The organism is Chitinophaga sp. CCNWYY40, from assembly GCF_037483205.1.
In the GTDB taxonomy this organism is placed as follows: Bacteria; Bacteroidota; Bacteroidia; order Chitinophagales; family Chitinophagaceae; genus Chitinophaga; species Chitinophaga ginsengisegetis.
The window spans coordinates 1030027-1052441 of sequence record NZ_JBBHLF010000001.1; the positions used below are offsets into that span (position 1 = coordinate 1030027).

21 protein-coding genes are annotated in these 22415 nt (G+C 47.2%); 8 read left to right on the top strand and 13 right to left on the bottom strand.

Annotation, left to right across the window (positions count from 1 at the left end):
* Positions 1 to 156: 156 nt before the first annotated feature.
* The 4 genes from V7S65_RS04195 to V7S65_RS04210 are packed head-to-tail and all read left to right on the top strand — an operon-like array spanning position 157 to position 5895.
* Entirely contained in the window at positions 157 to 2064 is a 1908-nt protein-coding gene (locus tag V7S65_RS04195; protein ID WP_079468072.1) for a DNA topoisomerase IV subunit B, read from the top strand.
* 8 nt (positions 2065 to 2072) lie between these two features.
* Positions 2073 to 2939, top strand: a complete 867-nt coding sequence (locus V7S65_RS04200) for a DUF1835 domain-containing protein (RefSeq protein ID WP_336386112.1) — start codon at positions 2073 to 2075, stop codon at positions 2937 to 2939.
* Complete coding sequence (locus V7S65_RS04205; RefSeq protein WP_079468070.1) at positions 2936 to 3340, top strand: hypothetical protein; 405 nt, start codon at positions 2936 to 2938, stop codon at positions 3338 to 3340. Before V7S65_RS04200 ends, V7S65_RS04205 begins: the two co-directional genes overlap by 4 nt.
* A gap of 17 nt (positions 3341 to 3357) precedes the next feature.
* A complete protein-coding gene (locus V7S65_RS04210; RefSeq protein WP_227024584.1) occupies positions 3358 to 5895 on the top strand; it encodes a DNA gyrase/topoisomerase IV subunit A in 2538 nt (845 codons plus the stop codon).
* Between the two features lie 71 nt (positions 5896 to 5966).
* On the opposite strand, the gene V7S65_RS04215 is transcribed toward V7S65_RS04210, so the two are convergent.
* From V7S65_RS04215 to V7S65_RS04270, 12 genes are all read right to left on the bottom strand, one after another.
* Positions 5967 to 6392 (bottom strand): MarR family winged helix-turn-helix transcriptional regulator, encoded by a 426-nt coding sequence (locus V7S65_RS04215; RefSeq protein ID WP_079468068.1) that lies wholly within the window; start codon positions 6390 to 6392, stop codon positions 5967 to 5969.
* Positions 6393 to 6402: 10 nt separating this feature from the next.
* Complete coding sequence (locus V7S65_RS04220; RefSeq protein ID WP_111578755.1) at positions 6403 to 6774, bottom strand: VOC family protein; 372 nt, start codon at positions 6772 to 6774, stop codon at positions 6403 to 6405.
* Positions 6775 to 6875: 101 nt separating this feature from the next.
* The gene (locus tag V7S65_RS04225; protein WP_079468066.1) at positions 6876 to 7265 is read right to left on the bottom strand and encodes a hypothetical protein; all 390 of its coding nucleotides are present in this window, start codon (positions 7263 to 7265) and stop codon (positions 6876 to 6878) included.
* A 9-nt stretch (positions 7266 to 7274) separates the two neighbouring features.
* Positions 7275 to 8249, bottom strand: coding sequence for a hypothetical protein (locus tag V7S65_RS04230; protein WP_079468065.1), 975 nt, complete (start codon positions 8247 to 8249; stop codon positions 7275 to 7277).
* Between the two features lie 26 nt (positions 8250 to 8275).
* The gene (locus V7S65_RS04235) at positions 8276 to 8797 is read right to left on the bottom strand and encodes a D-glycero-alpha-D-manno-heptose-1,7-bisphosphate 7-phosphatase (RefSeq protein ID WP_079468064.1); all 522 of its coding nucleotides are present in this window, start codon (positions 8795 to 8797) and stop codon (positions 8276 to 8278) included.
* A complete protein-coding gene (locus V7S65_RS04240; protein WP_111578752.1) occupies positions 8794 to 9489 on the bottom strand; it encodes a nucleotidyltransferase family protein in 696 nt (231 codons plus the stop codon). The genes V7S65_RS04235 and V7S65_RS04240 overlap by 4 nt, the downstream gene beginning before the upstream one ends.
* The gene (locus tag V7S65_RS04245) at positions 9486 to 10064 is read right to left on the bottom strand and encodes a D-sedoheptulose-7-phosphate isomerase (RefSeq protein WP_336386111.1); all 579 of its coding nucleotides are present in this window, start codon (positions 10062 to 10064) and stop codon (positions 9486 to 9488) included. The genes V7S65_RS04240 and V7S65_RS04245 overlap by 4 nt, the downstream gene beginning before the upstream one ends.
* 27 nt (positions 10065 to 10091) lie before the next feature.
* Positions 10092 to 11117: a GHMP family kinase ATP-binding protein gene (locus V7S65_RS04250; protein ID WP_079468061.1), complete on the bottom strand. Its 1026-nt coding sequence runs from the start codon at positions 11115 to 11117 to the stop codon at positions 10092 to 10094.
* A 67-nt stretch (positions 11118 to 11184) separates the two neighbouring features.
* Entirely contained in the window at positions 11185 to 12321 is a 1137-nt protein-coding gene (locus tag V7S65_RS04255; RefSeq protein WP_079468060.1) for a glycosyltransferase, read from the bottom strand.
* Between the two features lie 30 nt (positions 12322 to 12351).
* Complete coding sequence (locus tag V7S65_RS04260; protein WP_336386110.1) at positions 12352 to 13350, bottom strand: glycosyltransferase family 2 protein; 999 nt, start codon at positions 13348 to 13350, stop codon at positions 12352 to 12354.
* Positions 13351 to 13365: 15 nt separating this feature from the next.
* Complete coding sequence (locus tag V7S65_RS04265) at positions 13366 to 13899, bottom strand: DUF4199 domain-containing protein (RefSeq protein WP_079468058.1); 534 nt, start codon at positions 13897 to 13899, stop codon at positions 13366 to 13368.
* Between the two features lie 5 nt (positions 13900 to 13904).
* The gene (locus tag V7S65_RS04270; protein WP_111578750.1) at positions 13905 to 15170 is read right to left on the bottom strand and encodes a dihydroorotase; all 1266 of its coding nucleotides are present in this window, start codon (positions 15168 to 15170) and stop codon (positions 13905 to 13907) included.
* Between the two features lie 152 nt (positions 15171 to 15322).
* Here V7S65_RS04270 and V7S65_RS04275 point away from each other — a divergent pair, with 152 nt between their 5' ends.
* The 3 genes from V7S65_RS04275 to V7S65_RS04285 all read left to right on the top strand — a co-directional run bounded on the left by V7S65_RS04275 (position 15323) and on the right by V7S65_RS04285 (position 19818).
* Positions 15323 to 16270 (top strand): hypothetical protein, encoded by a 948-nt coding sequence (locus tag V7S65_RS04275; RefSeq protein WP_079468056.1) that lies wholly within the window; start codon positions 15323 to 15325, stop codon positions 16268 to 16270.
* 36 nt (positions 16271 to 16306) lie between these two features.
* Positions 16307 to 18475, top strand: coding sequence for a S9 family peptidase (locus V7S65_RS04280; protein WP_336386109.1), 2169 nt, complete (start codon positions 16307 to 16309; stop codon positions 18473 to 18475).
* Positions 18476 to 18588: 113 nt separating this feature from the next.
* On the top strand, positions 18589 to 19818 hold the full coding sequence (locus tag V7S65_RS04285; RefSeq protein ID WP_336386108.1) for an alkaline phosphatase family protein: 1230 nt from the start codon (positions 18589 to 18591) through the stop codon (positions 19816 to 19818).
* A gap of 215 nt (positions 19819 to 20033) precedes the next feature.
* Here V7S65_RS04285 and V7S65_RS04290 read toward each other — a convergent pair whose 3' ends face one another.
* On the bottom strand, positions 20034 to 21059 hold the full coding sequence (locus tag V7S65_RS04290; RefSeq protein WP_079468053.1) for a LacI family DNA-binding transcriptional regulator: 1026 nt from the start codon (positions 21057 to 21059) through the stop codon (positions 20034 to 20036).
* 282 nt (positions 21060 to 21341) lie between these two features.
* Between V7S65_RS04290 and V7S65_RS04295 the strand changes: the two genes are divergently transcribed.
* Positions 21342 to 22202 (top strand): OmpA/MotB family protein, encoded by an 861-nt coding sequence (locus V7S65_RS04295; RefSeq protein WP_079468052.1) that lies wholly within the window; start codon positions 21342 to 21344, stop codon positions 22200 to 22202.
* The last annotated feature ends 213 nt before the right edge of the window (positions 22203 to 22415 follow it).

A 22415-nucleotide genomic window follows, 5' to 3' on the forward strand; every position in this document is an offset into this window, starting at 1 on the left:
AATAAATAATGTAAGCATAGTGTATAACTTATACTTGGGATGATTCCCTGAATCCTTTATTTTTGCCAGCAATCAGATTTTGCTAAAAGATTTAGTATCCTTGCAAAACATTGCATGACCTGCGAAACAATAGTATTTTGGAAATTATAATATATTATGGCAAACACGGACAAAACGGATAACAAAGATCTATTTGCTTCCTATACGGAAGACTCCATACGGTCGCTGGACTGGCGGGAGCATATCCGCCTCCGGCCTGGTATGTATATCGGTAAACTGGGTGATGGATCGAGTATGGATGATGGTATTTACATCCTGCTTAAAGAGGTAACGGATAACTGTATTGACGAGCATACGATGGGCTTTGGCAAACAGGTTGATATCAAAGTAACGGAGCATCACGTCACCATCCGGGATTTTGGCCGGGGGATTCCTTTGGGAAAAGTGGTGGATGTAGTGAGTAAGATCAATACCGGCGCCAAGTACGATAGCAAAGCCTTTCAGAAATCAGTTGGTTTGAACGGGGTGGGTACCAAAGCGGTAAATGCTTTGTCCAGCTACTTCAAGGTGCAGTCTGTTCGTGACGGCCGCATGAAAACCGCTGAGTTTGAGAGAGGGGTTTTAATAAAAGAGCATAAAGAAACCGCAACTACGGAACCCAATGGTACGCTGGTTACGTTTACACCGGACGATACGGTATTTAAGAACTACCGTTTTATCCCGGAATTCCTGGAGAACCAGATCTGGAACTATTGCTTTTTGAATGCGGGTCTTACCGTTAGCTTTAACGGCAAGAAATACATTTCAAAGAATGGTTTGCTGGATCTGCTGCAGCGTAAAACGAATGAAGAGGATCTGCGTTACCCGATCATCCACCTGAAGGGAGAAGATATTGAGGTAGCCATTACCCATGAAAGCCAGTACGGAGAAGAGTATTATTCTTTTGTAAACGGGCAGCATACTACCCAGGGTGGTACGCACCTGGCGGCTTTCCGGGAGGCGTTTGTAAAAACGGTGCGCGACTTCTACAAAAAAGATTATGAGGCTACTGATATCAGGGCTTCTATTTGTGCAGCGGTATCCATCCGGGTACAGGAGCCGGTGTTTGAATCGCAAACGAAAACCAAGCTGGGTTCACAGGTAGTTTTTGAAAATGGTCCGTCTGTAAAGGCGTTTGTACTGGAATTCCTTTCCAAGCACCTGGATGATTACCTGCACCGTAACCCGGCGATTGCTGATGCACTGAAGAAGCGTATTGAACAGAGTGAACGTGAGCGTAAGGAGCTGGCCGGTATCAAGAAACTGGCGAATGAAAGAGCGAAGAAAGCGAACCTTCACAATAAGAAGCTGCGCGACTGCCGTTTGCACCTGAACGATGAGCTTACCGGGAAAGATAAGGCAGAACAGGAAGCGCGCAGATTGGATTCTACCATCTTTATTACAGAGGGTGATTCTGCCAGTGGTTCCATTACCAAGTCGCGCAATGTGGAAACGCAGGCGGTGTTTAGTTTGCGTGGTAAACCGCTGAACAGTTTCGGGCTTACCAAGAAGGTAGTATATGAGAATGAGGAGTTCAACCTGCTGCAGCATGCGTTGAATATTGAAGACGGCCTGGAAGGGCTGCGCTACAATAACATTGTGGTGGCGACCGATGCCGACGTAGATGGTATGCACATCCGTTTGCTGCTGCTGACTTTCTTCCTGCAGTTTTTCCCTGACTTGGTAAAGAACGGGCACGTATATATCCTGGAAACGCCGTTGTTCCGCGTGCGTAACAAGCAGCAAACTATTTACTGCTATAACGAAGATGAGAAACAGAAAGCGGTAAAGAAGCTGGGCAACAAGCCGGAGATCACCCGTTTTAAAGGATTGGGAGAGATTTCTCCGGATGAATTTGGCCGTTTTATCGGGGAAGATATCCGTATTGAGCCGATCATTTTATCGAAAGATATTCATGTCCAGAAGTTACTGGAATACTATATGGGTAAAAATACCCAGACCCGCCAGGAGTTTATCATCAACAACCTGCGGTATGAAAAGGATTTAGTAGAAGAAACAGTATAGAAAGGCATATGGGCTTAATACACATTGTTTTTGGTCAGTCTTCAGTTCCGGTGTTGGGAGAGGCGATAGCGATGGATGAGAAAATGAGTGGAGAGATCCGCTGTTTTGAAGATGATCTGTCCGTTGGACCGTTATTTATCCTGGACACCAAAGAGGGCCGTGCCGGCCGTCGCCTTTTCTGGCAGCAGCTGGCGGGTATTGAACCGGTGGCTCCGGCAGCCGGTGAAGAACCGGCCGCGGAAGACGTGACCGGTGATCCCGATGATGCCGATCTTTTTAAATCCCTGAAAGCGCAATTAAAGGAAGACCCCGAACAGGAAGTATGGATATGGGCCGGGCAAAACGCCCGTGATGTGTGCGGGTACTACTGGCTGGTAAGTCAGTTGTATGATTTTGCAGGACGCATCCATATTATTTACCTCAACAACCTGCCTTTCCTGAATGAAAAGGGAGCGGTGTTTTATCCTACCCATCTGCACCAGATACTGCCAAAGGAATTCCTGAAGGCAAAGAAGCTGGCGCGTGCTATTTCACTGGCAGAATACGAGCTGGATGGCGATGAGTGGCATCGCCTGATGAATGAGAATGCAGGTATCCGTTTACTGGAAGGAGGAAAGAAGATCAAAGGAGAACCCACCCTGTTTTACGACAAGGAGTTACTGGCGCAGAGTGGAAAAGAGTTTGTAAAAGCATGGCGGGTAGTGCAGCAGGTAACCGGTAAGCTGAAATACCCTGTGATGGACCAGTTCCTGGGCTGGCGACTGAAAGAGCTGATCCGCGAAGGCAAGCTGGAGAGCAGGGGCGATCTGAAAACTATCCGTGATTTTGAAGTGAAGCAGCCGGGAGAAACCATAGAAAATCCAACAACCGTATGATAACCGTAACGTCACTGGAACTGATGGGTGCTGATGACCGCGGCAGCGGTTATTTCTGGAACTGCAACCGTACGGGCGATTTCCTGGTTTGCTACCGGAATGCCGGCAGCAGCAGCGGTCAGCATTATCACGAAGGTAAAAGCGACAATAAAAACCCGGAGGTACTGTACCTGTTTACCGGCAAGGCGGCCATTCACTGGTGTGCGCTTGGAGGCCATGAAATAGTGACCACGGAGGTAACGGCGCCGGCCAGGGTAGAAGTACCTGTGAATGTATGGCATCAGCTGGTGGCCATTACAGATTGCTGCTTTATAGAACTGAACTCCCTTGAAGATGTACAGAAAGACAGTGTACGTATCTGGCGGGAGGATTTTGAAAAAATGATTAACGTAAAACCGTAAGTGTATTATACATGGACATGGAAAATAAAACATCAGACGAATCTCTGCACAATGTCATCCACGTTGGAGGCATGTATGAGAGCTGGTTCCTGGATTACGCCTCTTATGTAATCCTGGAGCGGGCGGTGCCCAGCATGGAAGATGGGCTGAAGCCCGTACAGCGTCGTATCCTGCACGCCATGAGAGAAATGGACGATGGCCGTTATAATAAAGTGGCCAACGTGATCGGGCAAACGATGCAGTATCACCCGCATGGGGATGCTTCTATCAGTGACGCTATTGTTAACCTCGGACAAAAAGACCTGCTGATTGATACCCAGGGTAACTGGGGCGATGTAAGAACCGGTGATGATGCGGCAGCAGCCAGGTATATTGAGGCGCGCCTGTCGAAGTTTGCACTGGATGTAGCATTTAATCCTAAAACTACTTCCTGGCAGCTTAGCTACGACGGCCGTAAAAATGAGCCACTGGCATTACCGATGAAGTTCCCGCTGCTATTGGCACAGGGAGCGGAAGGTATCGCGGTTGGTTTATCTACCAAAATATTACCACACAATTTCATTGAACTCATAGACGCTTCGATAAAATACCTCCGTGGTAAAAAGTTTGAACTGTTCCCCGATTTTGTTACCGGTGGTATGGTGGATATTGCCAGCTACAACGATGGTAAACGCGGTGGTAAAGTAAGGGTGCGTGCACATATTGAAGAGAAAGACAAAAAGACGCTGCTGATCAAGGATGTACCTTATGGTATCACCACCACGCAGCTGATGGAGTCTATCGTAAAAGCCAATGACAACGGTAAGATCAAGATCAAGAAAGTAGTGGATAACACCGCTGCGGAAGTGGAAATTGAAGTGCAGCTGGCGCCGGGTATTTCACCGGATATTACCATTGATGCGCTGTATGCATTCACGGATTGTGAAATTTCCATTTCCCCGAATGCCTGTGTGATCGTAAATGATAAACCACAGTTCCTCACGGCTTCCGATTTGCTGAAATCTTCCGCTGATTACACCAAAGACCTGCTGAAGCAGGAACTGGAAATTAAGCTGGCGGAACTGCAGGAAAAATGGCACTATACCTCCCTGGAAAAACTCTTCTTTGAAAAAGGGATCTACAAGGAACTGGAGCAAAAGCATAAGGACTGGGAAACCGTGCTGAATGCTATTGATAAAGGATTTACACCGTATAAGAAACAACTGAAACGCGAAATTACCCGCGAAGATATTGTGAAACTAACGGAAAAGCCTGTACGCCGTATTTACCGTTTGGATATCAATGAACTGAATGAACAGATCAAGGGTATTGAAGCGGAAATTAAAGAGGTGAAGAATAACCTGGCGAACCTCACCGATTACACCGTGGCTTATTACGACAACCTGCTGAAGAAGTATGGTAAAGGCCGTGAACGTAAAACGGTGATTAAAACATTCGACAACATCCAGGTAGCGCAGGTAGCTATTGCCAACACTAAAATATATGTGAACCGGGCAGATGGTTTCATTGGTACTTCGCTGAAGAAAGATGAGTTTGTGGCAGATTGTTCTGACCTGGACAGCATCATCGTATTCCGCCGGGATGGTAAAATGCTGGTGACGAAAGTAGCCGATAAAACCTTTGTGGGCAAGGATATCATTCATGTGGACATTTTCCGTAAGAATGACGAGCGTACTACCTACAACATGATTTATGTAGAAGGTAAAACAGGCGTGAGCTATGCCAAACGTTTCAATGTGACGGGTGTTACCCGCGACAAAGAATATGACCTGGCGCATAAAGGGGAGAAAAATTCCAAAGTGCATTACTTCTCTTCCAACCCTAACGGGGAAGCAGAAGTGGTGACCATCAAGCTGAGCCCGAATTGCAGCGCGCGTAACAAGGAGTTCGACCTGTTTTTTGAAACCATTGCGATCAAGGGACGTAGCTCTATGGGTAACGTGGTAACCAAATACCCTATCCGTGGCGTGAAGTTTAAGGAGAAAGGGGTATCTACACTGGCCGGGCAAAAGATCTGGTATGATACAGAAACCGGTCGTTTGAATACAGAAGAACGTGGCGTGTATATTGGCGCTTTTGAAGGGGAAGACAAGATCTTTGTTGCCTTTAAAAATGGTACCTATGAGTTGACGAACTACGATCTTACCAACCGGTATGAGTCGAATGATGTGGTGTATATTGAGAAGTTCAACCCGGAAAAGACGGTAACGGCTATTTACTTTGACGCGGATAAGAAGCAGTTCAATGTGAAACGTTTCCGGATTGAAACACAGACACTGAATAATAAGTTCAACTTCATCAAGGAGGGCGCGAATAATTACCTGGAAATGGTGACCACGCATACCCAGCCTGTGGTGTTGCTGAAAACAGGTAAGAAACGCAGTCCGGAAGAAGAGGAAATAGACCTCTCCGAATTTGTGGAGGTTACCGGCTGGAAGGCAGTGGGAACAAGGATTGCAGGGGATGACCTGATCAGTGCGGAGTTGTTGTCTGAAGATGAAGATCCCGATCCGAATGAAGAAGGACCGGCAGGCGGACAGGGAGAATTGTTCTAGTTGCCTGTTGTGGAAGATATAAAAAGCGGATAGCAAATAATGCTGTCCGCTTTTTTGTTTTTGTAAGATGATTATATTTTGCCACCCAGGTTTTTGATCATTTTTTCCAGGAAGTTGATGGCCGTAAGATATTCTTCTGTTGTGATACCTTCCATTACTTTTTCCCGGTTTTGCATCTGGAGGGCTTCGATGGCCGCATACTCCTGTTTCCCGGTATCTGTAAAGGAATAGAGATCATCGGTATGTTGGATCCAGTTGCGGTTGAGCAATGTTGCCAGGACTTCTTCCAGCTCCGTTTCGGTGAGGAAGCGGTTTACCTGGTGGTAAAACAGCTCTTTGGAAATCTTCCCGTGTTTATCTATATTTTTCAATACCTGCCAGTGAAACCTGTTGATGCCAAAGGATTCAAAAGCTATATTGGTGTAGTGGGTAATCAGGCTGTCGGCTTCCTTCAGGTACCAGCCGATAGGCAGCTTTTGGTCTATTTCGGATTGCATAAAGTTGTTTTTAATCTTTGATGGGGGTGGTTACTTCGATCATGATGGTATCGAAAGTAAAGTAAAAGCCGAAGGTTTTACGCATGATCTGCGGCACCTGGTCCAGTACAATACCTCCGCTTTGCAGTCGCTCCCAGGTGGCAGTTACTGCGGCTTCATCTTCCAGGTAAAATCCTATGTGAAAAGTATCCGGGTAGGTGTGGTTTCCTTTCTCATTCATGCGCTGGTTCATGAGCACCAGGATAAATCCACCGGGGCCATTTAAAACGGATAAGGTATCGTTCAGTTTTGGGTCGACGCAGATAAAATCGAAGTAGGTTTCAAATAGTGCCCGGGTTGCAGGCACATCTTTTACGCTGAGGTTTAAGTGATTAAGTTGCATTATAGTGTAGTTGATAAATGAATGTTCGCTCTTTTATAGTGCAAATATAGGAGAATGATTGTTCTTTTAAAGAAAAAAAATGATTTTTTTTAGATGGGGTATTAACTGGGATCGGCAATAAAGTTATTGTTGCTTTCCATGTCCAGGGGAATATAGATCCGTTCCCATTCGTTACCGTCGGTTACTTCCCAGGTGTGGCCGGGGCCGTCGATATCTTCTGCGATGAGGATAATACCGGGTTCAAGGATAAAGCTGTCGCCGTTGGTAACGGTAAATCTGAGTCTGCCTTTCAGCGTTACCACAAACTGGCGCCGGGGGGCAGGGTGCGGAATATTTTCCAGCTGACCGGTTCCGGTCTGACAAAAGAAATAGCTCACATCAATTTTGTTCCGGGTCGGGATCTTACCGGTTTCAAAGGAGCAATCTGTTTCGTTGATATTGAATAGCCTGATAGCCCTGATGTATGTTGATTCGTTGTCCGTTGCTGCCATGTGATTGCTTTATTGTTTCTTCTTTTGTGCGGGTTTCTTTGGTGTTTCCTGTTGAAAATCTTCCGCCGATTTAGGCTGGGTCATACTTTTTTTCTTCTGATCCAGCGGCTGCGGGGTGGGAGCGCCTTTGCCAAGCGGGATGGCATCATGGAAAATCTTGTTTACATGCATCCATTTGCCGGCCTGCCATTTGAAGCCTTCGTAGTCCATATCGGTTACGTAGGTGAATTTCTTCATGGGCTCATTGGTTTCAGAGATGAGGTGATCAAACACGATCATATCCAGTTCCTTGTTATAGTTGAGCGTAGCGGTGCTTTCTTTTTTATATTCAATGATAAAGCGGTTGCGCGTGGGTTTGGGGGTGCTGTCTTCCGCAAAACTAAAAAACGGGCCGCCCAGTACAGGTGTACCATTTTTAAACGTGAGCATTTCCACTATTTTCTTCTGGCTGCGGGGATTGTTGGCATCCCAGCCAAAGAGGGTATAATACTCTTTGTTGAAATAATGGCGGTGTACAATATTGTAATAGAGACAGCCGTACCAGGACTTGTTATCGCCGATGGTATCGGTGTTGGTAATATAATCGGAGGCATCAAACAGGGGAAAGAGTTTCAGTTGGCCGTCGGGCGTATTCATCTGGATGGCGCCGAAATGGCGATAGAAGCCATTTTCGCGTTCCAGCGCCCAGGTGAAGATGCGGAAGGTGCTGTCCTGCGGATATTGAATGGATATTGTTTTCAGGGAATCGAACGGAAAACGGAAGGAGTATTTTGTTTTCAGTGTTCTCACCAGCAGCGGAATGAATGCTTCCGTAGCCCGTTGCCGGCCATCATCGCCTTTTCCGTTGAAGATATCCTGACTAAGGACCTGCAGGGTATCCTGGTTACGCATTAACTGTTTCAGTCCTGCTGCATCTGGCTGCTGTGCCAGGGCCAGCAGGGAGATAAACACGAGGAGCAGTGACAGTAGTGGTTTTTTTGCCATATCTATTATACGGTTACGGCTGAGAATTATTGTACAGCCTGTGCAAACTGCAGCAGGTTTTGATATCGCTGATCGATCAGCGGGTGTGGAAAGGGTGTTTCAGGACGCGTAGATGGGATAAAGATGGTTTGCATGCCCAGGCTTTTCCCGAACTGCATATCGCTTAATGTATTGCCCACCATTACGGAAGTGCTGAAATCAATATCCGGGAAGTCGTGTTTTGCCTGCATACCCATGCCGGTGGCGGGTTTACGGCAAGGACTATTGCTGTCTACGTCCGGGCAAAAATAAATGCCGTCTATTTTGCCGCCATGCCGCTCAATTTGCTGCAGCATTTGTGTATGGATTTCCTGTAAGCCCGCTGTAGTGAGCAGTCCGCGGCCAATACAGCGTTGGTTGGTGATCACAATAATGCGTTCGAAACGGTTGGCAAGGATGGGCATAGCGGCCAGCACGCCTTCACTGAAGTGAAACATATCCGGCCGGAGTACGTATCCGTCGCGGATTTCATCGTTGATTACGCCGTCTCTGTCGAGGAATAGGGTCATGATACCAATACTTTTTTTGCTGCTTCGTAATCTTCCGGGATACCGATATCGATGAAATAGGTATCGCTGATGAAACCGTATAATTTTCCTGCGTGTGCGCCGGGCTCCAGTACTTCTTTCTCAAAGGAGAATTTCTCCGGCAGCGACAAGCTTTCCAGGAAACCGGCGGAAGTGCGGTAGATGCCGCCGTTGATCAATCCTTCTTCACAATATTTTTTTTCATGGAACCGGGTGATCTGCTGTTGTTCATCCAGCTGGATGCTGCCATAGCGATCAAACTGTTTCATGGGTTTCAGCGCCAGTGACAGGGGGCTTTGGTGGGCCTGGTGAAAGTTATTGAATGCAGCGAGGTCCACATCAAAATAAGTATCCCCGTTAACGATGAAGATCTCGTTGCCTTTTACGGCAGACAGGGCATTGATGATACCGCCGCCGGTGCCTAATGGTTCCGGTTCTACGGTAAAGGATACACGTAGTGGCAATTCCATGCTGTTGCACCAATCTATAACCTGTTCAGACAGGTAGCCGAGCGACAGTACCGCGTGGTTAATGCCTTGTTTGTGCAGGTATTGCAGCAGGTAATATAAAAAAGGGTGTTCACCGAGGGGAGCCATGCATTTAGGCTTGTCGGCCACTACGCTTCTGAGGCGGGTGCCGAGGCCCCCGGCGAGTACGATACATTCTCTCGTCATGCGCCAAACAGATTGTTTTCCACTATTTCGCAAATAATATGTCCTACGGTGATGTGTGCTTCCTGTATGCGGGGTGTATCGCCGGAGGGGATATTGATCAGATAGTCGCTTCCTTCTTTCATTTTGCCGCCGGTGGCGCCGGTCATGCTTACTACAATCATTCCCTGCTCCTTTGCCACCTTGATGGCTTCCAGGATATTGGCCGAGTTACCGGAGGTAGAAATGCCGACCAGCACGTCTCCCGGGCGGCCAATGCCTTTCAGGATGCGGGCATATACCTGGTCGTAGCCGTAGTCGTTACCTACTGCGGTGATATAAGAAGTATTACAATGCAGCGCCTCTGCATACAGTGGCTGGCGGTCTTTATAAAACCGGCCGGAAAATTCTGCGGCCAGGTGTTGTGCATCTGCGGCGCTGCCGCCGTTACCGCAGAAAAGGATTTTATGATCGGTTTGCAGGCTGTGTGTAATGGCTTCTGCTACCAGTTTGATGGTATTTAACAACGGTTCATCCTGGCAGATAGCTTCTTTTACAGCGATGCTTTCCCGGATCTTATTGGCAATGAATTGTTTCATCAGCAGATTTTTTGATTTGTTGTACCCTTAAATGCTCCACGTTTGAATACCGTGATTGGTAAAGGTATAGCGTTTTACATCTCCGCCAAAACCGCTTAGTGCGTCTACTACGGCAAAGCGGGTATTTTTCGGACAATAAAAGATCATGAATCCACCACCGCCGGCGCCTGAAATTTTACCACCGCTGGCGCCGGCTTTGCGGGCAGCGTCGTAAATTTCATCGAGCTGGGGATTGGTGATGCCGTGGGCCATCTTCTTTTTATTTTCAAAACCGTAGTTCAGGATTTCACCGATTTTATCGATGGTACCCCGAAGTAGTGCTTCCTTCATCATCACCGCCTGTTCTTTCAGCTGGTGCATGGCTTCTATGGAAGTATCCTTTTTATCGGTTACATTTTTTTGTTGTTCGGAGATGATGGAGGAAGATAACCGGCTGGTAGATGTGTAGAACAATACCAGGTTATTTTCCAGTTCATGGAGATTAATTTCCTTGATCCGCAGGGGATTTACAATTACTTTATCATCTTTATAAAACTCCATGAAGTTTACACCGCCAAAGGTGGCTGCGTATTGGTCCTGTTTACCGCCGGCCTGGTTCAGGTCTTCGCGTTCAATAGAATAGGCGAGATGCGCCATGTCATATTCTCCCAGCGGTAATTTCAGCCATTCGGCAAATGCGCCCAGTACGGCTACCACGAGGGTAGAAGAGGTGCCGAGGCCGGAGCCGGCAGGTGCATCTACAAAGGTGGTGAGTTTAAAACCGGTAGCTGGCAGGGAACCATAATCTTTTTGTACGCGGTTAATTACGCCTTTGAGGATATCCAGTTTGCCATCTAACGGTAAAGGGTATACGGCATCATAAGTAGCGGTTTCCCTTCTGTCTGCGCAGTCAAAAATCACTTGTCCGTTCTGAAGTGGTTCAATAGATGCGCGTGCATATAAAGAAATGGTGGCGTTGAGAATGGCGCCACCGTATAAGTCAGAATACGGGCTTACATCTGTGCCACCACCGGCAAGACCTATACGTAAAGGAGCTTTGCTTCTGTAAATCATGCTAGTTGTCAGGTTTAGTTTGTTGGCGATGTAGTCAACAATTATGATGCCGCTGTATTCACTACCGTCAGCGATCCGCTGCCAGTGTATGAATTTCTTTTGCCAGCCTGGCCCACGAATACTGCAGTTTCTCTTTCCGGAGGGCTTCCACCATATCCGCTTCGCGGTTTTCCACGAAATATTTTTCAATGGCGGCTGCAATAGATGCTGGTTCCGGTTCTGCCTGGAATCCTACCACGCCGTCCGGCACCATTTCCACGAGGCCGCCTACATTGGTTACCACCATCGGTTTTTCAAAGTGATAGGCGATCTGTGAAATGCCGCTCTGGGTAGCGCTTTTATAGGGTTGTACCACCAGGTCGGCGGCACAGAAATAATTTTTAACGGCTTCGTTGGGAATGAAATCGGTGTGCATCAGCACACGGTCGCCCAGTTGCAATTTATTCAGCAGTTCCAGGTAGGGGGCTGCATCTTCATAATATTCACCGGCTACGATGGCGTGTACATCCAGCTTTTTCAGTCTTTCATCCGCCATTGCCTGCAGCAGGAGATCAAGACCTTTATACTGGCGGATAAAGCCAAAGAAAAGAATATATTTTTTGCCCGGGTTCAGTTTCAGCTGGGCGCGGGCTTCTTCTTTGGATATCAGGGCGCCGTAGTTATCGTAGATAGGATGCGGAATGAGCGAGGCTTTTTTCACTGGTTCAAACACGCGCAGGTCGTTGAGTACCGACTGGCTCATGGCAACGAAGGCATCTACCGGTTTGAGGAAATACTTTGTAAAAGCAACATCCCCGGGTCTTTTTTCATGCGGCACTACGTTATCCAGTACCGCAATTACTTTGGTATGTTTTCTTTTACCTAACCGGAGCAGGGAACCTAAAGCCGGGCCCATGATGGGCAGCCAGTATTTGGTGATGATGATATCCGGGTTCATTTTCCGGATTTTGCGGCCGGTTATTAACCAGTTCAGCGGATTTACGGAGTTGATCAGTCTTTTGATGCGGAGATGTGCCGGAGCGGGGTCGGTAGAGAACTGGCTTTTTCCGGGGAAAAAGAATTTGGGGTATTGTATGGTAAAGGTCCATATTTCCACCTCATCTGTTTGCTGGAGTTCTTCTGCGAGTCGCTCGTTATAAGCAGCCAGCCCACCCCGGAAAGGGTAGGCTGTACCTAAAATAAGTATTTTCTTTTTGTTAGCCATAGATTCAGATAACGATAGTGAATGAGCGGATCAGCGTCTGCGGTTATGTTGGTGTGATAACTGCAACTCTTCATCCGTAACATTACTGGTATGATCCATCCGCTCTTCCACCAGGTAAGAATTACGTTCGGTGGCATTGCGTGTTACCAGTTCGCCGATAAAACCGGTGAGGAATAACTGGGAACCGATGATCATACAAAGCAGCCCGAAATAGAACAGGGGCCTGTCGGTCATATTTACTTTATCAAAGAATATTTTTGCCAGTGCGAGGTAAGCGGCTACTACAAATCCCACGAAGAAGGAGAGGGAGCCCAGTGCGCCGAAGAGGTGCATGGGGCGTTTGCCGAATTTGCCGATAAACATGATGGTGGCCAGATCCAGGAAGCCGTTGATAAAACGTTCCAATCCGAATTTGGTGACCCCATATTTGCGGGCGCGGTGTTCCACTACTTTTTCCCCGATTTTACGGAAGCCGTTCCATTTGGCGATAACAGGGATATAGCGGTGCATTTCCCCGTATACTTCTATGGACTTCACCACTTTTTTACGATAGGCTTTCAGACCGCAGTTCATGTCGTGCAGTTTTACGCCGCTCATGCGGGTAGTGGTGTAGTTGTATAATTTTGAAGGAAGATTTTTGGTGAAGGCATTATCGTAACGTTTCTTTTTCCAGCCGCTCACGAGGTCGAATCCTTCTTCCGCGATCATGCGGTAGAGTTCAGGTATTTCATCCGGGCTATCCTGGAGGTCGGCATCCATTGTGATCACCACATCTCCCTGTGCTGCATTGAAGCCTTCGTTGAGGGCGGCCGACTTGCCATAGTTGCGCTGGAACTTGATCCCTTTTATAAGGGGATTCTGCGCAGCCAGTTGTTGTATAACGGCCCATGAGTCGTCGGTACTGCCATCGTCTACCATCCATACCTCGTAGGTGAAATGGTGTGCGTCCATCACTCTTTCAATCCATGCGGCAAGTTCCGGCAGGGATTCTTCTTCGTTTTTTAAAGGAACGATTACGGATATGTTCATCTTAACAGAATAGTATTATAATGGTCTTTCGGCCGGTTTCCTGCGTATGATCAGCGCAATGATTGCTGATACTGCAAAATAGAATATAATTCCCTTCAGAAAGTCCATGAATGATTTTTTAATACCAACGTTGAAGTCGGTTTTGCTTAATTCATCCAGTTGTTTATCAATTTCCTCCTGCGGGGCTTTGAATTTGTGCATCCACTTTTCTGTAGACTCCAGCAGGTTATCTTTCAGTGCGCCTACCAGTGATGGATCAATATATTTATAGAGGATATACTGGTAAACGGTGATAAAGGCGGTTCCGATGATAAACGCCGTGAACACGGGTTTCAGTACTTCTTTAAAACCGATATAACCTCCCTGTTGTTTTCTTGCTTCCAGGCCGGCGAATATTGCAATGACGATAAACACTGCCAGTTGCAACACGCTGTTCCACCATGCAAACAGTACAGATGGGCCGGCGATGTAGGTAATTACGTTCAGGAATATCAGGGATACGCCTCCCACTACGCCCCATAACAGGCCTGGGTTAGAACTTTTCTGCATATAGGTTAATTATTTAAATGAAATACGGGTCCATTCACTGTGGCATGTACTTTCCCCTTCAGTTGTTCGCCAATATACGCTGAATTTTTGGACCGGGAAGCGATGTGGGCTTTGGTAAACTGCCAGCTGGCTTCCGGGTCAAAGATAGTAAGATTGGCGGCGGCGCCTTCCTGCAGGGCAGGTTGTGGCAAGCCGAATATTTTCCGGGGGTGAATGGTAAGCATGTTGATCAGCTGTTCCAGCGGCAGCTGGGGCAGGTATTGCCTTATTACGCCGAAAGCGCTTTCCAGGCCGATCATACCGTTTTTGGCGTATTCAAACTCCACCTGTTTAGCGTCCCAGTCCTGCGGTGTGTGATGGGTAGCGATGCAATCTATAGTACCGTGTAAAACGGCTTCCTGCAGGGCTTTCACATCATCTGCACTGCGCAGCGGCGGATTTACCTTCAGGTGGGTATCGTAGTTGATGAGCTGGGCATCGGTTAAAGACAGGTGGTAAGGCGTTACCGAGCAGGTTACTTTGATCCCTGCTGCTTTGGCGGCGGCGATCATTTCCACCGATTTGCGGGTGCTCACACCGGTAAAGTGGATGCGTGAGTCCGTATATTTCGCCAGTTCAAGGTCGCGCTGAATGATGAGTTCTTCTGCCAGCGCTGGTTTGCCGGGCATTCCGAGCTGGGTGGAGTAGATGCCTTCGTGCATGAGTCCATGCGCGGAAATGCTCTGGTCATCCGGCAGTTGTATGAGGGTGCCGTCGAATGCTTTGATGTATTGCAGCGCTTTGAGCATGAGGCCGGGCGACTGCAAAGGTTTAAGTCCATCGGAGAAGGCCACGGCGCCTGCCTGCTGCATTTCATACATTTCGGCGAGGCCGGTACCTTCCAGGTTTTTAGTAGCAGCGCCAATTGGCAATACTGTGGCCGCCGAATGACGGGATCTGCTCAGTACGTATTCGATTTGCGGTTTGGTATGCAGGGCAGGCTGGGTGTTAGGTACTACCATCACGGTGGTATAGCCACCGGTAGCAGCAGCCTTGATGCCGCTTTGCAGATCTTCTTTGTGTTCCTGTCCGGGGTCGCAGAAATGGGCGAAAACATCCATCCAGCCGGCGGAAACATGCAGGTTATCACCTGAAATAACCGTTGCCCGTGCATCTTCGAGGTTGTTGCCCACCTGCTGAATGATGCCGTTCTGAATAGAAATGTCTTTTTGCTGCCCGTGCAAGGGTGAGGAAGGCGCTATGATCTTTACGTTCTTGAGTAGTATGTGCATGCTTTACGTTCTATAACCGGTCCGAAAATACAGGGGCAAATGTAACATAAAACTGTTAATTGTTGAAGGGAGAGGCGCCCTACTTTTCGGATGGCTGTTCAGGTTGGTATGATAATTGAAAATGCAGGGGTAGCAGATCAAAATAACTACTGATGATTGACTACCTTTCTAACCTCGTAGCACGGATATGCGACCGCTCAGAACAATTGCATAATGGCCAGACGACCAGCTGGCAAGCCCTCCGCGAAGCAGAACAACTCGCTAATCACGCTTATATACCCCTACTTTATCAATACATTGAGCAGGAGCCCGACAAAGATAAGCGCCGCGCCGCCTGCTTTATTATCACCCAGCTTTCCAGGAACACCAATGATCCGGAAGTGATCCGTTTCCTGCTGGACCGGCTCAGAATTGAACAGGATGCTGATATGATCACAGCCATGCAGCAGGACCTGGAACGTGGATTGGCCATACCAGGCTATATTAACCTGGAACCGTTATTAAATAATACGCTTTCACTCAATAATAATATCCGCCGCTCCGCACTGCTGGCGCTCAGAGGTACCCGCCATCCTTCGGTGGAAGACTGGGCCCTGAACCTGCTGAAGCGCACCGTGAATGAATACGACATCTATTATATTACCCTGTTGCTTCATAAAGTAGGTACCCAGAAAAGTGTACCCGCTTTGCGCAGGCTCCTGGAATATCACCGCCAGGATGTGAAAAGCCTGGCCTTCGCTGCCATTGCTGATATTGAGAAAGAGAAGGAAGCCATGTTTTATACACGCTGCCTCATGCGCGGACAACTCAAGTTTGAAGCGATGGAAGCCATTTATAAATACGCCGACGAAAACGCGATCCAGGCAGTAACCGCGCGGATTACCGAACTGTTATCAAAAAGACGCAGCAGCGCCCGGATGACGATAGAAACCGTGAAGAATGGCTTTACAGACCTGATGCTGGGCATGGAATTCCTGTTCCGCTTCCGCACCGCGAAGTCGGATGTGAAAAAAACATTTTCCTGGATTACAGAAAAAAGAGCCGACTACCTGTTGCCCGAAGAAAGGGAATGGGTGAAAAAACATCTTGTGAGCGCGTAACGGGTAAAACCTTAATTTAGCTCCCCAAAAAGAAGGATGAAGAAAGCTTTCCTATTGCTTTTGACAGGATGGATGACGGGTGGGCTGCAATATACCTATGGCCAGCAGCGTCAGTACACCATGACGGAAGCCACCAACGGGCTCCGGCAGCAACTGGCCCCCGAACGGTTAAAACAGTTTGAATGGGTGCCCGGCGAAAACGCCTACACCCGGGTACTATCCGAAAAAGATAATTACGCCTGGATAAAGGTGGCACTACCCACTGGTAAAACAGACACCCTGCTTACGCTGTCCCGGCTCAATGAACAGTTATTTTCTTCCAAACCCTTACGCGGCGTACCTCCACTGCATTGGCTATCCGCCACCAGCGCGTGGTTTCCCATTGGTAACACGCTGTATAAAGGACAACTGCAAAATGGCATCATGCAATTCAGCCATTGGTGCGAATTGCCCAAAGAAGCAGAGAATGTAACGGTGAATAACCAAAGCGGCCAGATTGCCTGGACCGAAAAGAATAACCTCTTTATCCGCACTGCTGAAGGCAATGTACAGGCAGTTACCAACGACGCCGATATCAATATTGTGAATGGAAAAAGCGTTCACCGCGAGGAATTTGGCATCGATAAAGGTATTTTCTTCTCTCCCAAAGGCGATCAGCTGGCATTTTACCGCATGGATCAGCGTATGGTAAATGATTACCCGGTCATCGACTGGTCGGTAACGCCCGCGCATAATACCAACATCAAATACCCGATGGCAGGTGGTACATCACATGAGGTAACACTCGGTATTTATCAGCCGTCTACCCAAAAAACTATTTTCCTGAAAACCGGCGGACCGGCAGATCATTATCTGACCTGTGTTACCTGGGCGCCCGATCAGCAATCCGTTTACGTTGCGCTGCTGAACCGTGAACAAAATCACTTGTGGCTGAACCAATATAGTGCAGCCACCGGTGAGCTGGTAAAAACATTATTTGAAGAAACAGATGCCAAATATGTGCATCCTACCCATCCGTTAACTTTTGTTCCCGGCACAACCGATCAGTTTATCTGGTGGAGCGAAAAAAGTGGCTATAACCATTTGTATCTCTATAATACCAACGGACAACAACTGCGGGAGATTACCGCAGGCAATTGGGTAGTAAATGAACTAACGGGTTTTAATCCGAAAAAAAATGAAATCATCTTAACGGCTTCTAAAGAAAGCCCGATGGAAAAACACCTGTATAAGATTAATTATAAACAGAAAGCAGCTGCGCTTTCCCCATTGGATAAAGCAGCCGGCTGGCATGATGCACTGGCCAGCACCGATGGCAGCTACGTGCTGGATGCTTACAGTTCCGGTACCACACCTTATGTAGCGACGGTAACTGCCACCACTGGTAAATTTGAACAAAATATTATTACTGCTGCCGATCCGCTGAAAGATTTTCAGCGTCCGCAAATCAGGCAGGTAACCCTGAAAGCTGATGACGGTACGCCTTTATATGGTAAACTGATCCTGCCGGTGAACTTTGATTCTACCAAAACCTACCCGGTAATTGTATACCTGTATAACGGGCCTAATGTGCAGTTGATCCGTAATACTTACCCCTACAGCGGTAACCTCTGGTATGAATACATGGCGCAGCATGGCTACGTGATTTTTACAATGGATGGCCGTGGCAGCGATAACCGTGGAAAGGCTTTTGAGCAGGCCACTTTCCGGCAGCTGGGTACGGTGGAAATGAATGATCAGCTACAGGGCGTGGCTTACCTGAAGTCGCTGCCGTATATTAATCAGCAAAAGATGGGCGTACATGGCTGGAGCTTTGGCGGTTTCATGACGACATCGCTGATGCTGCGTCATCCGGATGTGTTCCAGGTGGGAGTAGCCGGTGGGCCGGTGATCGACTGGAGCATGTATGAAATTATGTATACCGAACGCTATATGGATACGCCGCAGGAAAACCCGGAAGGCTACGCCAACTCCAACCTGCTTACCAAAACAAAAAATCTGAAGGGGAAGCTGATGCTGATCCACGGCACCAATGATGATGTAGTGGTTTGGCAGCATTCGCTGGATTTCCTGAAAGCCTGTGTAGACAACGAAGTACAGGTAGATTATTTCGTATATCCGGGACATTTACATAATGTATTGGGAAAAGACAGGGTTCACCTGATGCAGAAGATCACGGATTATTTTGATGCCAATCTGAAGTAGTTTTTTTAGATTTCTTTTTAAAGCGAAGATCATAGCGAAAAATTAATATTCGCTGTTATCTTCGCTTTATTATTTTATGCTACTTGCGATCAGCTAATCTTAAACAGTTAACGATGAAGTATTTATTCCTCGCTATGAGCCTCTTAACAGTTACCTCGTTATCGGCGCAGCAGAAGAAACACAAAGTGTTATTTATTATTGCGGATGGTATTCCTGCAGATGTGATTGAGTCGCAACCCACTCCTCACCTGAAGCGCATAGCGAAGGAAGGCGGGTATCGCCGTGCCTACGTAGGAGGGGAGAAGAACGGGTACTCACAAACGCCTACTATTTCAGCAGTGGGTTACAACAGTTTGCTCACCAGCACGTGGGTGAATAAACACAACGTATGGGATAATGATATTGCCGCGCAGAACTATGCCTATCCCAGCATCTTCCGGTTTTTTAAATCGGCTTATCCTGAAAAGAAGACCGCTATTTTTTCCACCTGGCTGGATAACCGCACCAAACTGGTGGGAGATGGATTAGCGCAAACGGGCAACCTGCATATTGATCATGCAGTGGATGGGCTGGAACTTGATACCGTGCGGTTTCCGCATGATAAAGACAGCTGGTATATCCACCTGATTGATGAAACAGTAGTGGATAAAGCTGCAGATTTTGTAAGAAGCGATGCCCCTGATATGACCTGGGTATACCTGGAGTACAGCGACGACATGGGACATCGTTATGGCACCGGTGAGCGGATGGATACGGCCGTGCGGATGACAGACGATATGGTAGGTAAAATCTGGGATGCGATGGAATACAGGCGGGCGAAATTTAATGAAGACTGGCAGATCTATATCACCACGGATCATGGTCGTGATGCACATGGCGGGCATGGCCACGGCGGGCAATCGGACCGGGAGCGGACTACCTGGATTGTTACCAATGCAAAAGGTTTGAATCCTTACTTTAAAACGGCGCAGCCGGGTATTGTAGATATCCTGCCGTCTATTGCACGGTTTATGAATATCTCTATCCCTGTTGAGAATGCGCGTGAACTGGATGGCGTACCGCTGACAGGCGCTATTTCACTGGCACAGCCTACTGCGAGCTTAGTGCAGGATCAATTGAAACTGGGTTGGAAGGCTTATGATAAAAAGGGAACCGTAAAAATATGGGTGACTACTACTAATCACTATAAAACCGGTGGTCACGACGATTATAAGTTACTCGGAGAAGTACCTGTATCAAAAGAGAGCGCCAGCATCAGTGTAAAGTCGCTGCCATCTTCATTTTACAAGATTGTGCTGGAAGGACCGTTAAACACAGTGAACCGGTGGGTGGTACAACAATAGCTAAAACAACGGAAAACAGGCTTTACGCAAACGCTTGCGCGGATAACGCAAGCGTTTGCGTACATGGAATGCCAAAAAAATCATGTAGAATCGTTGTAGCAATTAATCAGAAAGTGAACTAAGCTGGAAAAGCAGCAATTATAGACAGCGAACAATGAAGTCGAATAACCTGCCACGGTCAACTACTGTGGCAAGGTTATCGATAAGATAATGCCTCAGCGGTGATGTATCACCAGTTGCGACTCCATGACAGTGCGTTGAAAATCATTCAAGGCATGTTCCCCGTTCAGGAGTGATAATAACATATTAGTAGCCGCCTGGCCCTGTTCATAAGGGAACTGCTCCACAGATGCAGCAGGAGGAAAGGCTGTATACCCGCTTACCGGTGTATTGGCGTAAGATACAAAAGTTATATCCTTATTTATTTCCAATTTTTGTTTCAGGGCATATTGTACGGCATCCATCGCTACATAGTCGTTGAAAGTAACTACGGCGGTTACTTTTCTTTTGAGCGAGAGGAGGTACTGCATGGCTTCTTCCGTGCCTGCTGCGGTGAGATCCGCGTTGACGATCATTTTGGGATCATATTTCAGGCGGTGTTTTTGTAACGCCCTGATATAGCCGGTAGCGCGTTCTTTACTGGCCACCATTGTTTCGGGGCCATTGATCATACCGATTACACGGTGGCCTTGTTTCAGGAGGAAATCTACTGCCTGCACGGTGCCTGATTCCAGGTTGCAGGATACGGCGTGCATATTCGGAAGGTTGGGAATGCGATCAAAGAAAACCACCGGGATGCGTGCCTGTTGCAGCATTTCAAAGTGTTCGTAGTTGCTGGTGTTTTTTCCGATAGATACGATGCAGCCATCCACCCGGTGCTGTTTCATGCTCTGGATGATCTGTTTTTCGCGGGCTTCATCGTCGTGCGACTGCCCCAGTAATACCGTATAGTTATTGCTGTAGGCCGTGTCTTCAATACCACTGATAGCGCTGGCAAAGAATGCTTCCGACAGCTCGGGCAAAAGGATACCGATGGTGAATGTTTTACCCTGCTGGAAATAGATAGCGGTCTGGTTGCGTTCATAATTCAGTTCAGCAGCCAGTTCTTTTACCCTGGTTTTGGTTCTTAAACCGATACTGTGATGATCATGTAACGCTCTTGATACTGTGGATACAGAGATGTTCAGCCTTTTTGCAATTTCCTTTATTGTTGGTTGACCCGAAGAAACCACCTTTCTCATACATTTCAGCAATTAATAGAAAATAGATACAGCGTATACTCTGCCGGACAAGTTACTTAGATATTGGAAAATATTAACTTTTTTTTATGAATAAAGCATCTTTAGGCTGATGGTTTTATTTTATTTAAGCGTGTCAACATCTAATACCAGCCGTATTCTAACCATCTTCTAACGGACTGAAGGGGGCTTCGGCCTGCTATTTGCTATAGAGGGGTTGCTTTCCATTGTATACCCCACTATTTATATATACTTATTTTTTAGATTATTAAAAAGTATAATTTTATGAAAATAGCACAACTAGCCTTGCCGGTAGCTTTAGTAACCATTTTTGCATCCTGTTCTGCCCCTCGTAAATTAAGAGAATCACAGGCCAGGAATGCGCAACTTGATAGTCTTTACCGCGCTACCTACGGTAAGCTGAGAACCTGCGAAGAAGATGCTGCCCGTGCCGCTGCATCGTACAAAGAAAAAGTAACGAACTTAACGGAGCAACAGGAGCAACTGAAAACCAACAACACCCAGATGCTGGATCACCTGAAGGAGCTGTCCGTAATTTCCGGCGCCCAGGCAGAAAGTATCAAGAAATCCCTGGATAACATCGGCGCCAAAGACGCTTACATTAAAGACCTTCAGTCGGCTATTGCCCGGAAAGACTCGCTGAACATGCAGCTGGTAATGAACCTGAAGGGCGCCATTGGAAATATGGATGATAAAGACATCAATATTAAAGTGGATAAGGGTGTAGTATATATAGATATCTCCGATAAACTGCTGTTTAAAAGCGGTAGCTACGAAATCAACGAAAGAGCCAAAGAAGTACTGGGTAAAGTGGCTAAAGTGCTGATTGCCCAGCCGGATATTGAGTTCATGGTGGAAGGCCATACAGATAACGTGCCTTACCGTCCGAATGTATTGCTGGATAACTGGGATCTGAGTGTGAAGAGAGCTACTTCCGTGGTGCGTATCCTCCAGAACCAGTACGCTATTCCGCCGGCACGTATGACTGCCGCCGGTAGAAGCGAATACCTGCCTATTGCTTCCAACGATACCGCAGAAGGTAAAGCAGCTAACCGCAGAACAAGGATCGTGATATTGCCACAGCTGGATCAGTTCTTCAAATTACTCGAGAAACCAGCTAATTAATAATCGCCTTCTGCGATTGTCAATTGTCCTGGAGCAGGATTAGACTGATTATATTGATTACACCGATTTGATCAGTTTTGATTTTTAAAGATTAGGGAAGATAAAAACGGATATTTTCGTTTTTATCTTCCCTAATCTTTTTATAGAAAATTCTGAAAGTAAAATCAGAACATAATCAAATCGGTGTAATCAATATAATCAGCCTAATCCTGC

What these genes read in the sequence shown, in the direction of transcription:
- V7S65_RS04280 (WP_336386109.1), top strand. Translation starts at nt 16,307, where the DNA reads ATGAAGAAAGCTTTCCTATTGCTTTTGACAGGATGGATGACGGGTGGG.
- V7S65_RS04220 (WP_111578755.1), bottom strand. Translation starts at nt 6,774, where the DNA reads ATGCAACTTAATCACTTAAACCTCAGCGTAAAAGATGTGCCTGCAACC.
- V7S65_RS04225 (WP_079468066.1), bottom strand. Translation starts at nt 7,265, where the DNA reads ATGGCAGCAACGGACAACGAATCAACATACATCAGGGCTATCAGGCTA.
- V7S65_RS04245 (WP_336386111.1), bottom strand. Translation starts at nt 10,064, where the DNA reads ATGAAACAATTCATTGCCAATAAGATCCGGGAAAGCATCGCTGTAAAA.
- V7S65_RS04285 (WP_336386108.1), top strand. Translation starts at nt 18,589, where the DNA reads ATGAAGTATTTATTCCTCGCTATGAGCCTCTTAACAGTTACCTCGTTA.
- V7S65_RS04255 (WP_079468060.1), bottom strand. Translation starts at nt 12,321, where the DNA reads ATGGCTAACAAAAAGAAAATACTTATTTTAGGTACAGCCTACCCTTTC.
- V7S65_RS04295 (WP_079468052.1), top strand. Translation starts at nt 21,342, where the DNA reads ATGAAAATAGCACAACTAGCCTTGCCGGTAGCTTTAGTAACCATTTTT.
- V7S65_RS04270 (WP_111578750.1), bottom strand. Translation starts at nt 15,170, where the DNA reads ATGCACATACTACTCAAGAACGTAAAGATCATAGCGCCTTCCTCACCC.
- V7S65_RS04235 (WP_079468064.1), bottom strand. Translation starts at nt 8,797, where the DNA reads ATGACCCTATTCCTCGACAGAGACGGCGTAATCAACGATGAAATCCGC.
- V7S65_RS04200 (WP_336386112.1), top strand. Translation starts at nt 2,073, where the DNA reads ATGGGCTTAATACACATTGTTTTTGGTCAGTCTTCAGTTCCGGTGTTG.
- V7S65_RS04215 (WP_079468068.1), bottom strand. Translation starts at nt 6,392, where the DNA reads ATGCAATCCGAAATAGACCAAAAGCTGCCTATCGGCTGGTACCTGAAG.
- V7S65_RS04250 (WP_079468061.1), bottom strand. Translation starts at nt 11,117, where the DNA reads ATGATTTACAGAAGCAAAGCTCCTTTACGTATAGGTCTTGCCGGTGGT.
- V7S65_RS04205 (WP_079468070.1), top strand. Translation starts at nt 2,936, where the DNA reads ATGATAACCGTAACGTCACTGGAACTGATGGGTGCTGATGACCGCGGC.
- V7S65_RS04290 (WP_079468053.1), bottom strand. Translation starts at nt 21,059, where the DNA reads ATGAGAAAGGTGGTTTCTTCGGGTCAACCAACAATAAAGGAAATTGCA.
- V7S65_RS04260 (WP_336386110.1), bottom strand. Translation starts at nt 13,350, where the DNA reads ATGAACATATCCGTAATCGTTCCTTTAAAAAACGAAGAAGAATCCCTG.
- V7S65_RS04265 (WP_079468058.1), bottom strand. Translation starts at nt 13,899, where the DNA reads ATGCAGAAAAGTTCTAACCCAGGCCTGTTATGGGGCGTAGTGGGAGGC.
- V7S65_RS04195 (WP_079468072.1), top strand. Translation starts at nt 157, where the DNA reads ATGGCAAACACGGACAAAACGGATAACAAAGATCTATTTGCTTCCTAT.
- V7S65_RS04275 (WP_079468056.1), top strand. Translation starts at nt 15,323, where the DNA reads ATGATTGACTACCTTTCTAACCTCGTAGCACGGATATGCGACCGCTCA.
- V7S65_RS04230 (WP_079468065.1), bottom strand. Translation starts at nt 8,249, where the DNA reads ATGGCAAAAAAACCACTACTGTCACTGCTCCTCGTGTTTATCTCCCTG.
- V7S65_RS04240 (WP_111578752.1), bottom strand. Translation starts at nt 9,489, where the DNA reads ATGACGAGAGAATGTATCGTACTCGCCGGGGGCCTCGGCACCCGCCTC.
- V7S65_RS04210 (WP_227024584.1), top strand. Translation starts at nt 3,358, where the DNA reads ATGGAAAATAAAACATCAGACGAATCTCTGCACAATGTCATCCACGTT.